Below are 12,549 nucleotides of genomic sequence, written 5' to 3'. Positions count from 1 at the left end.
TCTTGATCCTGGCGCCGGGTTAATCCGCGTCATCGTCTATCTGCCAGAGCAGCTCACCGGTGGCCAGCGCCAGCTGACCCGGCAGGGTTTTGCGACTCAGCCCCTGCAATAGCTTGAGTGCTTTCGCCCGCTGCACCTGCTGCCAGGACGCTGGCATCATCTCCAGCAGACGCCAGTCCCAGGCTCGCCCGGTATCGGCCCGCAGCCGCTGGTACTGGGAGATCAGTACCTGGCAGTGCTCGGCGATATCCGGCTGGGATTCCAGCGCGGCCAGCATCAGGTCCAGGGTGCGGTTCAATTCCTGCAGAGCGGACTCATCGCCGGCGATCGCTTTCGCCAGCTGCGCCGGCCAGGCCTTGAGGCAGTCGGAGATCAGTTCAACCAGGGTTTCATCTTCGCTGCCGTTGAACGCCAGCGCCACCCGGAACGGCGGCCGCTGCAGACCCGCCAGCGCATAACCGCGTTGGGCCTTGCTGTCATCCCGTACCTGCACCGGAATCTGGCGGGCGATCTCCAGCGCCAGCTGGAACAGCGCCTCGGTGGGGCCGGATTTCAGCTCAAGTTCCAGCTCCGACAACTCCATGGCCTGCTGACCGGCGCGGATCTCGCCCCGATCCAGGGCCACTTCCACCTGCCAGGCCTCGGCGCCTTCGCCCGCGCCAAGCAACCAGATATGACGTTCGAAATTGGTATCGAACACCGGCTGCAGCTGCGCCAGCAGTGAGTCATCGTTTAACTGCGGCGGCAGGTGCGGCCGGAATTTGTCCAGATCCAGCACCGGCTCGTCCAGCTGCCACTCCCACTCACCGCGCACACTCAGGCCAGCGCGACCTTCGCCGGCGGTTTTCAGCGTCTGGATATACCGCTCGCCATCGCGGCGGATACGCAGGGCTACGCGGGCACCGGTCAACGCATGCTCCGGGGTATCGAAATAGGTGTTATCCAGCTGTCTGCACTCGGGCTCGGCCCTGGAGTACTGTTCCAGTATCGGCAACCCTGCCACGTCGGCGCCATACTCGGGCAACAGCCCGAGCTTGAGTTCTGTTTCCGCTCCCATCATCCGACTCCACTTATTCAATCCCCTCATTTTATGGGCCATCGCCCAAGGAAGCCATGAACAGTGCCAGTTTCACCTGCCGCCGGCGTAACTTTCGGTTTTTACGCTATTTTTAAAAACGGCTCGCGCAATGTGACAATTTCATTGTCGTTTTATTACAAAAACGGCAAATCGATACGTATACTTGCGCCAAATTTAAAACCGTCCCTACAGGTATGCATCGATGGTTAACAGCCCCTTATTTCAGATGTTCGCCCGTTCCCCCTTTCTGCCGATTCAGGAACATATCGCCAAGGCACAGGACTGCGCCGCTGAACTGGTGCCGTTTTTTAATGCGGTGATCAAGGAGGACTGGGCCCAGGTCGCCGAGTGCCAGCAGCGAATCACCTCGCTTGAGCATGAAGCCGACGATATCAAACGCAACATCCGCCAGAACCTGCCCGGCAACCTGTTCCTGCCGGTTGCCCGCACCGATCTGCTCGAGCTGGTCAGAATGCAGGATAAGATCGCCAACAAGGCGAAGGATATCGCAGGACTCATTCTCGGCCGTCAGATGAGGATCCCGAAGGAACTGCAGCAGGGCCTGCTCGATTTTCTCGATACCGCTATTCAGACCACCGATCAGGCGAAAACCGCGCTGAACGAACTCGATGAACTGGTCACCTCCGGCTTCCGCGGCCACGAGATCGACCTGGTGGAGCGTCTGCTGGTGGAACTCGACCGCCTGGAACATGAAACCGACGAGCACGAGCGCAAACTGCGTGCCGCGCTGTTCGCCGTGGAACGCGACCTGTACGCCGTCGATGTCATGTTCCTCTATCAGATCATCACCTGGATTGGCGATCTCGCCAATCGCGCTCAGCAGGTAGGCAGCCGCCTGCAACTGTTACTGGCACGCTAAATCGGTAAAACGAGGATCCAATGGAAATCATCTCTCAGTACGGCGACATCCTGGTCATTCTGGCCTGTGTCTTCGGCTTTTTCATGGCCTGGGGCGTAGGTGCCAACGACGTGGCAAACGCGATGGGTACCTCCGTGGGCTCGCGCGCAATCACACTCAAGCAGGCGATCATCATCGCCATCCTGTTCGAATTTGCCGGCGCCTACCTGGCCGGCGGCGCGGTCACCGCGACTATCCGCAAGGGCATCATTGAACCCGGTATCCTGTCCGGCAGTCCTGAGCTGCTGGTCTACGGTATGCTGGCCTCACTGCTGGCGGCCGGCGTCTGGCTGTTGATCGCCACCCACTTTGGCTGGCCGGTTTCGACCACTCACTCTATCGTCGGCGCCATCGTCGGCTTTGCCGCGGTGGGTGTCTCCGTAGATGCCGTGCACTGGGGCAAGGTGGGCACCATCGTCGCGAGCTGGGTGGTCTCGCCGGTCACCGCCGGAATAATAGGCTTTTTCCTGTTCCGAACCGTTCAGCATCTGATTCTGGACACCACCGATCCGTTCAAAAACGCCAAGCGCTATGTGCCCTTCTACATCTTCCTGGTGGGCTTCATGGTCGCCATGGTGACCTTCACCAAGGGCCTGAAGCATATCGGTCTGCACCTGAGCTTTGGTCAGAGCGCGGCGATCTCCGTGGCCGTTGCCCTGGTCGTCATGGGCATCGGTATCCTGATGCTGCGCAAGGTTAAAGCCGACCCGAAAGCGGACGAGGAGTACCACTTCAGCAGCGTGGAAAAGGTGTTCGGGATTCTGATGCTGTTCACCGCCTGTGCCATGGCATTTGCCCACGGTTCCAATGATGTGGCCAACGCGGTGGGACCGCTGGCAGCCGTGGTTGGCGTGGTTTCCGCCGGCGGTAGCGTGGCACAGCAGTCGGCCATGCCGACCTGGATTCTGCTGCTGGGTGGTGGCGGTATCGTTGCCGGCCTGGTGATGTACGGCCACAAGGTGATCGCCACTGTCGGCACCAATATCACCGAGCTGACGCCGAGCCGCGGCTTTGCCGCCACCCTGGCCGCCGCATCCACCGTGGTATTTGCCTCCGGCACCGGCCTGCCGATCTCCACCACCCACACCCTGGTGGGCGCGGTACTCGGTGTGGGCATCGCCCGTGGCATGGCCGCACTGAACCTGCGCGTGGTCGGCACGATCTTCGTCTCCTGGATCGTTACTCTGCCGGCCGGCGCACTGCTGGCGATCATGTTCTTCTTCATGCTCAAGGGCATGTTCTCCTGATCTGCTCTTTGTAAGCGAACAGACCGGAAAAAGGGGTGCTTATGCGCCCCTTTTTGCTGCTTTTTCTATAATGGACCCTGCAGGGCAAAGTCTGCACAATAAGACTTTGTTTTGCTTACCCCTTAGTTCGAAGCCGAATGCGGAGTCCATCATGTCTCGCACCCCTCCTGACGCTCTGGCGATGCTGCGTGAACTGATCGCGGCTCCCTCTATCAGCTCCACCACCGCTGAGTGGGACCTGAGCAATCTCAAGGTGATCGAACTGCTGCACACCTGGCTTGAAGAACTGGGTTTCAGCTGCGAGGTGATGCCGATCCCGCATCAGCCCACCAAGGCCAACCTGATCGCCACGCTTGGCACAGGCCCTGGAGGCCTGGTGCTGTCCGGACATACCGATACCGTGCCCTGCGACCCGGAACTCTGGCATAGCGACCCGTTCCGGGTGGCCGAGCGCGACCAGCGTTTATACGGCCTGGGCACCTGCGATATGAAAGGGTTTCTGGCGCTGGCGATCGAGGCGGCGAAAAGCTTTGTCGATCAGCCTCTGAAGCAGCCACTGATCATTCTCGCCACGGCGGACGAAGAGAGTGCCATGTCCGGCGCCCGGGCACTGGTGGAAGCGGGCCGACCCAAGGCACGTGCAGCGGTTATCGGCGAGCCGACCAGCCTGAAGCCGGTAAGGATGCACAAGGGGATGATGATGGAAGCGGTGCGGATCGAGGGACGCTCCGGACACTCCTCCGACCCCTCGCTGGGCGCCAATGCGCTGGATGCGATGCACCAGGTGCTTAACGAGCTTTCCGCCTTCCGCAACGAACTCAAGGCGAAGCACCGCAACAGCGACTTCCGCGTCGACTTCCCGAGCATGAACTTCGGCTGCATCCACGGCGGCGATAACCCGAACCGGATCTGTGGTCACTGCGAGCTGGAGTTCGACCTGCGCCCGTTACCCGGCATGTCCGTCGATGGCCTGCGTAACGCCATCGGCGAGCGTCTCGGCCCGCTGGGCGCTCAGTTTGGTGTCGAGCTGACGACCCGCGCCCTGTTCCCGGGTATACCTCCGTTCGAAAACCGGGATACGGACGGGCTGGTGGCACTGGCGGAAAAACTCACCGGCCATCGCGCCCAGGCGGTTGCCTTCGGCACCGAGGCGCCGTTCCTGCAGCAGCTGGGGATGGATACCATCGTCATGGGCCCCGGCTCCATCGACCAGGCACATCAGCCCGACGAATACCTGGCACTGGATCAGATCCAGCCGACCATCGACGTGCTGAAACAGCTGATTACCCGCTATTGCCTCTAAGCTATTGTCTTTAAACAGGGCCCCTGAACAGGTTGACCGCGTGAACGACACGACCCAAGACTTTGTAAACTGGTTTCGCCACTCTTCACCCTATATCCACGCGCATCGCGGCAAAACCTTCGTGGTCATGCTCGGCGGGGAAGCGATCGTCGACTCCCGCCTGGCAAGCATCGTCCACGACATCGCGCTGCTGAACAGCCTGGATGTCCGCCTGGTGCTGGTTCACGGCGCCCGCCCGCAGATCAACGCCCGCATGCAGGAAGCCGGTATCGAGACCCGCCTGCATCATGACCAGCGCGTCACCGACAGCGACACCCTGCACTGCGTGATCGAGGCCGTGGGCCGCGTACGCACGGAGATTGAAGCCCAGCTTTCCATGGGGCTGGCCAACACGCCGATGCACGGCGCACGCATCCGGGTCTGCGGCGGAAATTTTGTCACCGCCCGACCGCTGGGTGTGCTGGACGGTGTCGATATGGGCCATACCGGCGAACTGCGCCGGGTCGACGTCCAGGGGATCAATCAACAGCTGGACCTGGATAACATCGTGCTGATCTCCAACCTGGGCTACTCACCCACCGGCGAGGTGTTCAACCTGTCTGTGGAGGAGGTCGCCACCGGCGTTGCCACGGCACTGAAAGCGGACAAGCTGATTCTGTTCGGCCAGCAGGAGGGGATCCGCGACTCCAACGACGAACTGCGCAGCGAGCTGCTGGCCGAAACCGCCCGCCGGCTGGTACACAAATACTCCGCCACGGTCACCGCCGAGGAGAGCTGGAGCGAGACCGCCTGCCTGCTGCAGGCTGCCGTGGATGCCTGCGACAAGGGCGTACCGCGCTGTCACCTGGTCAGTCATGCCCAGGATGGCGCGCTGCTGCTGGAACTGTTCACCCGCGACGGTACCGGCACCATGATCAGCAAGGAGTCCTACGAGCAGGTGCGTCCGGCCAATATCGAGGATGTGGGCGGCCTGATCGAACTGATCACGCCGTTGGAAGAGAAAGGCATTCTGGTGCGTCGCTCCCGCGAACTGCTGGAGGCAGAGATCGAGCGCTTCCACCTGGTGGTGCGCGATGGCGCGATTATCGGCTGTGCCGCGCTTTATCCGTTCGCGGAAGACAGCATGGGCGAGCTCGCCTGTGTGGCGATCAACAACGAATATCGCGGCGGCAATCGCGGCGATCTGCTGCTGGAACATATCGAGGAAGAGGCCAGGCGCATCGGCCTGAAGAAGCTGTTTGTGCTCACCACACGTACGGCGCACTGGTTCCTGGAGCGGGGTTTCCGCGCCGCACCGCTGGAAGAGCTGCCGGGCCAGCGCAAGGAGCTGTATAACTTCCAGCGCAACTCCAAGGTGTTTATCAAACCCCTGAAAGGTTGAGCTTTCCGGAGCGGTGTCGCGTTCCTAGTCCAGCGTCGGCAGCTGGATCAGGAAGGCTGCCCCCTCAGGGTCGACACTGTCACGGATCTCCAGCGCACCGCCATAGCTGCTGAGGATATCCACTGCCACGGACAGACCGATTCCCTGCCCCGGCGCCGATGAGTCCAGCCGGGCGCCGCGCTCCAGGATCACCTGGCGCATCTCCTTGCTGACCCCCGGACCGTCATCAGCGACCTCTATCCAGAGCATTCCATGGCCGCTGCCCCCCTGCACCCGCACCTGCTGATCTCCGTATTTAAACGCGTTTTCCAGCACGTTGCCGAGCAGTTCCATCAGGTCATGCTCGTCACCGGCAAAACTGAGCCCCGGCGCCAGCTCGATGCGGACGTGAACCGCTTTATCGGCGTACACCTTAGCCAGTGCCGACAGTATCCGCCGGACCACCGGCTCCACGGCGACCGGTGCCGCCAGCGGCGCCCCCGGTGATTTGACCGCCCGGGACAGCTGGTACTGAACAATCTGGTTCATCCTTGCAGTCTGTTCGCTGACCAGTTGGCGGTAGCGCTCGCTATCCATCTGCTCATCGGCGGCACCGTTCATCACCGCCAACGGCGTCTTAAGACTGTGGGCCAGATCACCGAGAGTGTTGCGATAACGCTCGCGCTGGCGACGTTCACTCTCGATCAGCCGGTTCAGGTTATCGGTGACAGCCTGCACCTCCAGCGGGTAGGTACCCTTAAGCTTGTCTGCCTGGCCCTGCTCGATGGAACTGAGATCCTCCGCCAGGCTGTCCAGCGGCTTCAGGCCCCAGCGCATGATCAGGTACTGCATCAGCAGCGCCAGAATATAGACACCGCCGAGCCAGCCCCAGAGCTGGGTGGCAAACGCCTGAATCTCCCGGTTCACATTGTCATCGGTATGCAACACCGACATCAGGAAGTGCCGCTCACCACCCTCGCCCTCCCAGACCACGGGATACTGAAACAGGAACAGGCCGGCTTCGGGCAGGTGGCGGAACAGTGTCTGTCCCGGCTCCAGGTTGGTGCTGGGCAGGCGGTTCATCAGTGCTTCCGGCAGCAGCTCAGCCGACGGCGAACGCCAGAGCAGCTCGCCACCGCGGGAGTGTACTGTCGCGTACAGACCGGATTGAACCTGGCTGAAACGTGGCTCCTGCACACTGTCCGGCAGCCATAAGCGGCCGTCGCGCAACTGCGCCTCACCGAGCAGAAGATATACATGCAGACGCGCCTGGCTGGCCTCCGAGGCCTTCAGGCTGTTATGAAAGGCGCGCTGAAGCGCGGCGCCGGCAAAGAGTGTGACGATCGGCAGCAGTACCACCGACGCCCAGAACAGGCGCGCCTTGAGGGAGCGTGGCAGCAGGGAATTCAGCGTCATCCGGCGTTGTCAGAAGCCTGCAGCACGAAGCGATAGCCCAGGCCACGCACGGTTTCTATCGGCTGCAGCGTCTGTTGCGGATCCAGCTTCTGCCGCAGCCGGCGGATAAACACTTCGAGTACGTTGGAGTCGCGGTCAAAATCCTGATGGTAGAGATGTTCGGTCAGCTCCGCCTTGGAGATCGTTTTGCCGGCATTCACCACTAGGTATTCCAGAGTGCGGTACTCGTAGCTGGTCAGCTTGACCGGCTCGCCCTCAAGGGTAACGACCCGGGCTGTAGTATCCAGCGCCAGCGGGCCATACACCATTTTAGGGCTGGCATGTCCGGCTGCACGCCGCAGTAGCGCATTCAGGCGCGCCACCAGCTCCTCGGTGTGAAAGGGTTTCACCAGGTAATCATCGGCACCGGCCTCGAGTCCCTCGACTTTGTCCTGCCAGTCCCCCCGGGCGGTCAGCACAAGGATAGGGAAGTTGCGATCGGCACTGCGCCAACGGCGGATCACTTCGATACCGGACAGCTTCGGCAAACCAATATCGACCACCGCCAGATCGTAGGGGTACTCACTCCCGAGATAGAGCGCTTCTTCGCCATCTTCCGCTTCTTCGATGGTATAGCCCCGCTCGGTCAGGCCCGAATTGAGCTGGCGGCGCAGGTCCGGATCATCTTCCACGATCAGCAGCTTCATAGCGACACCTCCTTCAGGGGTTCAGAATCTGACCGGACAGAGCGTCCACCAGTACATCCCGCACCCGCCCTTTATTGACGAGCCGGATCTGGAACAGACGCTGGCCATCCCGTACCACTTCTTCAGCCTTGACCACCTCGCCACCAAAAGCCTGGCGGGCAATTTCCACGGCGCGTTTCAGGTCGATGCTGTTCTGCGCCAGCACTGAGGATGCCTGGGCCGCACCGGCCTGCACCGGTGCGATCATCAGCAGGGGCAAACTCAGCATCAAAACCCGTCCCAGCACTCCCGCTGAAACCCGTTTCAGACGCGCCATATGTTCACCCTCCCTTTCGATAACCTGAATCAATTCGTATGTAGCGTCCCGGATGTTTTCGGGTCTTTGTCGTGTAAATGCGGTTGCGATATTCATAACGCACCAGGTAGGCAACCGGCTGATGATGATACTTCAGTTTGTCGTGCTTAACACAATCTTTGCCTCTGCGGTCATCCCGGTGGCTGACGATGAGATCGCCGCCGGCGGCGCCAATAAGAGCGCCGGCCACAGTGCTGAATGTCGCGTTATCGTGGTCGCGGCCAACCAGGTTACCAACGGCAGCGCCGGCAATGGCACCGGCGATACGGGCGCGATCCCGCGTGCCGCTATCAACACCGGAGTAATCGCGTCGGTCACGGCAGTCGTAGCGATCGTGACGCCCCTTATCCCGCCACAGCGGCTTAACGTCAACGACCCGGCCTACGCGCTTGCGGTGATCCTTGCGGTGATCTGAGTCCCGATGGTCGTAGCGGTGACGATCATCAAAATCGGAGTGCCGGCGGCTATCGTAGCGCCGATAATCCTGGTTGTGCTGATAGCCCTGGTAGCGCTGCCGCTCCTGGTAATCCCAGTACGGCTGGTAGGTGCCGGCCAGGGCCGACTGCCCGAGCAAGGCACCGGACAGCGCCAGCCCCAATGTCAATGAAATCGTTTTCAGGTTCATGCTTACCTCCCGGGGACAGCCCCTCTGGTCAGTAACTTCGGGGCATCCCCCGCCAAGTTACGTTCATTCTGGCGCGGGGCAGATGAATCGCGCATGAACCTGAGAGCAGTAAAATCAGGCGTTGTTCACTATTTCCTCCAGATCCGCCAGCGGCAGATCAAAAGCCTCAGCCACACCCTGGCAGTAGATCTCACCACCATGCACGTTAAGGCCGGGCGCCAGTCCCGGTAAGGACGCCAGGGCCTTGCGCCAACCGCGGTTGGCCAGCGCCTCGACATAGGGCAGGGTCGCGTTGGTCAGCGACTGGGTCGCGGTACGCGCCACGGCTCCCGGCATATTGGCCACGCAGTAGTGGACGATGCCGTCCACCACAAAGGTTGGCTCGGCATGGGTGGTGGGGTGGCTGGTCTCGAAACAGCCGCCCTGGTCGATCGCCACATCCACCAGCACCGCGCCCTGGGGCATCAATGCCAGCATCTCGCGGGTGACCAGCTTCGGCGCCTTGGCACCCGGCACCAGCACGGCGCCGATCACCAGGTCGGACTCTGCCAGCTTCTGGCGGATATTCTCAGCGGTGGAATAGAGCGTTTTCACCTGACCATCGAACTGCTCATCAAGCTGACGCAGCCGCGGCAGCGACTTATCCACAACCGTGACTTCGGCGCCCATGCCGTGAGCGATACGAGCTGCCTGGCCGCCAACTACGCCACCGCCTATCACCAGCACCTTGCCGGGGGACACGCCGGGCACACCGGAAAGCAGCACGCCACGTCCACCCTGCTCCCGTTCCAGGCAGTGCGCGCCGGCCTGTACCGACATCCGCCCGGCCACTTCACTCATCGGCGCCAGCAATGGCAACCCGCCATGGGGATCTTCCACCGTCTCGTAGGCGATGGCGGTGCAGCCACTGGTCAGCAGGGCATCGGTCTGGGGCCGGTCAGCCGCCAGATGCAGGTAGGTGAAAAGCAGCTGCCCTTCACTGAGCCAGCCACATTCGTTGAGCTGTGGCTCCTTAACCTTCACCACCATCTCGGCATTGCGGAACACCTGTTCCGCCTCACCGACAATGCTGGCCCCGGCATCGATATAGGCCTGGTCGCTGTAGCCGATGGCGCTGCCGGCGTCTTTCTCGACTTCCACCTCATGGCCCTGGGTGACCAGCTCCCGTACTCCCATCGGGGTAAGCCCTACACGGTACTCGTGGACCTTTATCTCTTTGGGAACGCCAATACGCATACAGACCTCCCGCCTTTTTCAGGCTCACTGGGTAAATTCTCTCGACAACGGCAGTGTAGACGGTCATTTTCGATTTACACCTTTGCCACTTTTCGCCCCGATCAGCGCATGAGAACAGGTCCACTTATCTGCTATAATGTGCGCCTTTAAAACTCTACCCAGTTATCGAGGGTTCCGCAGATGCCAGAGTACCGTTCCAAGACGTCCACAGCGGGTCGTAACATGGCAGGCGCCCGTGCCCTGTGGCGCGCCACCGGCATGAAAGATGACGACTTCCACAAGCCGATCATCGCCGTTGCCAACTCCTTCACCCAGTTTGTACCCGGTCATGTTCACCTCAAGGACATGGGCCAGCTGGTCGCGCGGCAGATCGAAGCCGCCGGCGGCGTTGCCAAGGAGTTCAACACCATCGCCGTGGATGACGGTATCGCCATGGGCCATGACGGCATGCTCTACTCGCTGCCTAGCCGCGACATCATCGCCGACTCAGTCGAGTACATGGTCAACGCGCACTGCGCCGATGCCCTGGTCTGCATCTCCAACTGCGACAAGATCACCCCGGGGATGCTGATGGCCGCCATGCGCCTGAACATCCCGGTTATCTTTGTCTCCGGCGGTCCGATGGAAGCCGGCAAGACCAAGCTGGCCGATCACAAGCTGGACCTGGTTGACGCCATGGTGCTGGCCGCCGACCCGAACGCTTCCGACGAGGAAGTGGAAGCGGTTGAGCGCTCCGCCTGCCCGACCTGCGGCTCCTGCTCCGGCATGTTCACCGCCAACTCCATGAACTGCCTGACCGAGGCTCTGGGTCTGTCCCTGCCGGGTAACGGCACCATGCTGGCCACCCACGCCGACCGTGAGCAGCTGTTCCAGCGCGCCGGTCGCACCATTGTCGAGCTGGCGAAGAAATACTACGAAGGCGGCGACGAGCGCATCCTGCCGCGCGCCGTCGGTATCGAGGCGTTCGAAAACGCCATGACGCTGGATATCGCCATGGGCGGTTCCACCAACACTATCCTGCACCTGCTGGCGATCGCCCAGGAAGCGGAGATCGACTTCACCATGAAGGATATCGATCGCCTCTCCCGTGTTGTGCCCCAGTTGTGCAAGGTGGCGCCGAACACCCAGAAATACCATATCGAAGACGTACACCGCGCCGGCGGCATCATGGCGATCCTCGGTGAGTTGGACCGTGCCGGCAAGCTGCACACCGACGTTCCGACCGTGCACTCCGCCACCCTGGCTGACGCACTGGACGAGTGGGACATCATGCGCAACCCGACCCCGGAAGTGGTCGAGTTCTACAAGGCAGGCCCTGCCGGCATCCCGACGCAGCAGGCGTTCAGCCAGGCAACCCGCTGGCCGACCCTGGACGGCGACCGTGAAAACGGCTGCATCCGCTCGCTGGAAAACGCCTTCTCCCTGGAAGGTGGTCTGGCCGTGCTGTACGGCAACATCGCGCTGAATGGCTGCGTGGTTAAATCCGCCGGTGTCGACGAGTCGATCCTGGTGTTTGAGGGCCCGGCCCACGTGACCGAGTCCCAGGACGAAGCCGTTGCCAACATTCTTGGTGACAAGGTACAGGCCGGCGATGTCGTCATCGTCCGCTACGAAGGCCCAAAAGGTGGCCCGGGTATGCAGGAGATGCTCTACCCGACCTCCTACATCAAGTCCAAGGGTCTGGGCAAAGCCTGCGCGCTGCTCACCGACGGTCGTTTCTCCGGCGGTACCTCCGGTCTGTCCATCGGTCACGCCTCTCCGGAAGCGGCCGCTGGCGGTGCTATCGGTCTGGTGCAGAACGGCGATCGCATCCGCATCGACATCCCCAACCGCACCATCGATGTGCTGGTATCGGATGAAGAGCTGGCCCTGCGTCGCGCTGAACAGGACAAAAAAGGCTGGAAGCCGGCTGAAGAACGTCCGCGCAAGGTGTCCGCAGCACTCAAGGCCTACGCCAAGCTGGTCACCTCCGCCGACACAGGCGCGGTGCGAGACCTGGATCAGCTCGACTGAGCTAGGCTTCTGGCATGAAAAGAGCGGCTCCGGCCGCTCTTTTTGTATCTAACGTCTTACGCTTACTCCTGACCTGACCAGCGATACAAGCGCCCACCGCCACGCTTGATGCCAGTATCGACCACGCCGGGAAACTCCCCTTTGCGCACCGCGTTCAGAAAGGCGTGGCCCAGCTTTACCCGATCTCCGATCCACAGCTGCTTCCAACCGGCGCCGTAGATCTCGGAAAAATGAAATTCTCCCGCTTCACACGTATTCAGCTGGTGTTGCAGATGCCTGCGCAAAGCTTCATCCATAGAGCCTTCGGACCC

At 61.4% G+C, this 12,549-nt stretch carries 12 protein-coding genes; 5 read left to right on the top strand and 7 right to left on the bottom strand.

All coding sequences use genetic code 11. The features are described from left to right. Window positions 1-19 precede the first annotated feature (19 nt). Complete coding sequence (locus ACQUQP_RS02365; RefSeq protein WP_432697212.1) at window positions 20-1,057, bottom strand: inorganic triphosphatase; 1,038 nt, start codon at window positions 1,055-1,057, stop codon at window positions 20-22. 223 nt (window positions 1,058-1,280) lie between these two features. Here ACQUQP_RS02365 and ACQUQP_RS02360 point away from each other — a divergent pair, with 223 nt between their 5' ends. From ACQUQP_RS02360 to argA, 4 genes are all read left to right on the top strand, one after another. Continuing rightward, window positions 1,281-1,958 (top strand): TIGR00153 family protein, encoded by a 678-nt coding sequence (locus ACQUQP_RS02360; RefSeq protein WP_432697211.1) that lies wholly within the window; start codon window positions 1,281-1,283, stop codon window positions 1,956-1,958. Between the two features lie 20 nt (window positions 1,959-1,978). Further along, window positions 1,979-3,244 (top strand): inorganic phosphate transporter, encoded by a 1,266-nt coding sequence (locus ACQUQP_RS02355; RefSeq protein ID WP_432697210.1) that lies wholly within the window; start codon window positions 1,979-1,981, stop codon window positions 3,242-3,244. Between the two features lie 151 nt (window positions 3,245-3,395). Then, entirely contained in the window at window positions 3,396-4,547 is a 1,152-nt protein-coding gene (gene argE, locus ACQUQP_RS02350; RefSeq protein WP_432697209.1) for an acetylornithine deacetylase, read from the top strand. Between the two features lie 40 nt (window positions 4,548-4,587). Continuing rightward, entirely contained in the window at window positions 4,588-5,928 is a 1,341-nt protein-coding gene (argA, locus tag ACQUQP_RS02345; protein ID WP_432697208.1) for an amino-acid N-acetyltransferase, read from the top strand. A gap of 24 nt (window positions 5,929-5,952) precedes the next feature. Here argA and ACQUQP_RS02340 read toward each other — a convergent pair whose 3' ends face one another. The 5 genes from ACQUQP_RS02340 to ald all read right to left on the bottom strand — a co-directional run bounded on the left by ACQUQP_RS02340 (window position 5,953) and on the right by ald (window position 10,225). Continuing rightward, the gene (locus ACQUQP_RS02340; RefSeq protein WP_432697207.1) at window positions 5,953-7,323 is read right to left on the bottom strand and encodes an ATP-binding protein; all 1,371 of its coding nucleotides are present in this window, start codon (window positions 7,321-7,323) and stop codon (window positions 5,953-5,955) included. Next, window positions 7,320-8,009, bottom strand: a complete 690-nt coding sequence (locus tag ACQUQP_RS02335; RefSeq protein ID WP_432697206.1) for a response regulator transcription factor — start codon at window positions 8,007-8,009, stop codon at window positions 7,320-7,322. The genes ACQUQP_RS02340 and ACQUQP_RS02335 overlap by 4 nt, the downstream gene beginning before the upstream one ends. A 13-nt stretch (window positions 8,010-8,022) precedes the next feature. Next, window positions 8,023-8,325, bottom strand: coding sequence for a PepSY domain-containing protein (locus ACQUQP_RS02330; RefSeq protein ID WP_432697205.1), 303 nt, complete (start codon window positions 8,323-8,325; stop codon window positions 8,023-8,025). A gap of 4 nt (window positions 8,326-8,329) precedes the next feature. Next, window positions 8,330-8,989 carry a glycine zipper 2TM domain-containing protein gene (locus ACQUQP_RS02325; RefSeq protein WP_432697204.1) on the bottom strand — a complete coding sequence of 220 codons (660 nt, stop codon included), beginning with the start codon at window positions 8,987-8,989 and terminating at the stop codon, window positions 8,330-8,332. A 114-nt stretch (window positions 8,990-9,103) separates the two neighbouring features. Next, a complete protein-coding gene (ald, locus tag ACQUQP_RS02320) occupies window positions 9,104-10,225 on the bottom strand; it encodes an alanine dehydrogenase (protein ID WP_432697203.1) in 1,122 nt (373 codons plus the stop codon). Window positions 10,226-10,405: 180 nt separating this feature from the next. Between ald and ilvD the strand changes: the two genes are divergently transcribed. Continuing rightward, window positions 10,406-12,238, top strand: coding sequence for a dihydroxy-acid dehydratase (ilvD, locus tag ACQUQP_RS02315; protein WP_432697202.1), 1,833 nt, complete (start codon window positions 10,406-10,408; stop codon window positions 12,236-12,238). Window positions 12,239-12,300: 62 nt separating this feature from the next. On the opposite strand, the gene ACQUQP_RS02310 is transcribed toward ilvD, so the two are convergent. Then, the gene (locus ACQUQP_RS02310; protein WP_432697201.1) at window positions 12,301-12,534 is read right to left on the bottom strand and encodes a DUF1413 domain-containing protein; all 234 of its coding nucleotides are present in this window, start codon (window positions 12,532-12,534) and stop codon (window positions 12,301-12,303) included. Between the last annotated feature and the right edge of the window lie 15 nt (window positions 12,535-12,549).

The sequence above is a fragment of the Marinobacterium sp. YM272 genome (assembly GCF_050908845.1).
Classification (GTDB): domain Bacteria; phylum Pseudomonadota; class Gammaproteobacteria; order Pseudomonadales; family Balneatricaceae; genus Marinobacterium_D.
The sequence above is the reverse complement of the archived record's forward strand: the minus strand, read 5'-3'. Positions and strand labels throughout refer to the sequence as shown.

What these genes read in the sequence shown, in the direction of transcription:
- ACQUQP_RS02365 (WP_432697212.1), bottom strand. Translation starts at nt 1,057, where the DNA reads ATGGGAGCGGAAACAGAACTCAAGCTCGGGCTGTTGCCCGAGTATGGC.
- ACQUQP_RS02360 (WP_432697211.1), top strand. Translation starts at nt 1,281, where the DNA reads ATGGTTAACAGCCCCTTATTTCAGATGTTCGCCCGTTCCCCCTTTCTG.
- ACQUQP_RS02355 (WP_432697210.1), top strand. Translation starts at nt 1,979, where the DNA reads ATGGAAATCATCTCTCAGTACGGCGACATCCTGGTCATTCTGGCCTGT.
- argE (WP_432697209.1), top strand. Translation starts at nt 3,396, where the DNA reads ATGTCTCGCACCCCTCCTGACGCTCTGGCGATGCTGCGTGAACTGATC.
- ACQUQP_RS02340 (WP_432697207.1), bottom strand. Translation starts at nt 7,323, where the DNA reads ATGACGCTGAATTCCCTGCTGCCACGCTCCCTCAAGGCGCGCCTGTTC.
- ACQUQP_RS02335 (WP_432697206.1), bottom strand. Translation starts at nt 8,009, where the DNA reads ATGAAGCTGCTGATCGTGGAAGATGATCCGGACCTGCGCCGCCAGCTC.
- ACQUQP_RS02330 (WP_432697205.1), bottom strand. Translation starts at nt 8,325, where the DNA reads ATGGCGCGTCTGAAACGGGTTTCAGCGGGAGTGCTGGGACGGGTTTTG.
- ACQUQP_RS02325 (WP_432697204.1), bottom strand. Translation starts at nt 8,989, where the DNA reads ATGAACCTGAAAACGATTTCATTGACATTGGGGCTGGCGCTGTCCGGT.
- ald (WP_432697203.1), bottom strand. Translation starts at nt 10,225, where the DNA reads ATGCGTATTGGCGTTCCCAAAGAGATAAAGGTCCACGAGTACCGTGTA.
- ilvD (WP_432697202.1), top strand. Translation starts at nt 10,406, where the DNA reads ATGCCAGAGTACCGTTCCAAGACGTCCACAGCGGGTCGTAACATGGCA.
- ACQUQP_RS02310 (WP_432697201.1), bottom strand. Translation starts at nt 12,534, where the DNA reads ATGGATGAAGCTTTGCGCAGGCATCTGCAACACCAGCTGAATACGTGT.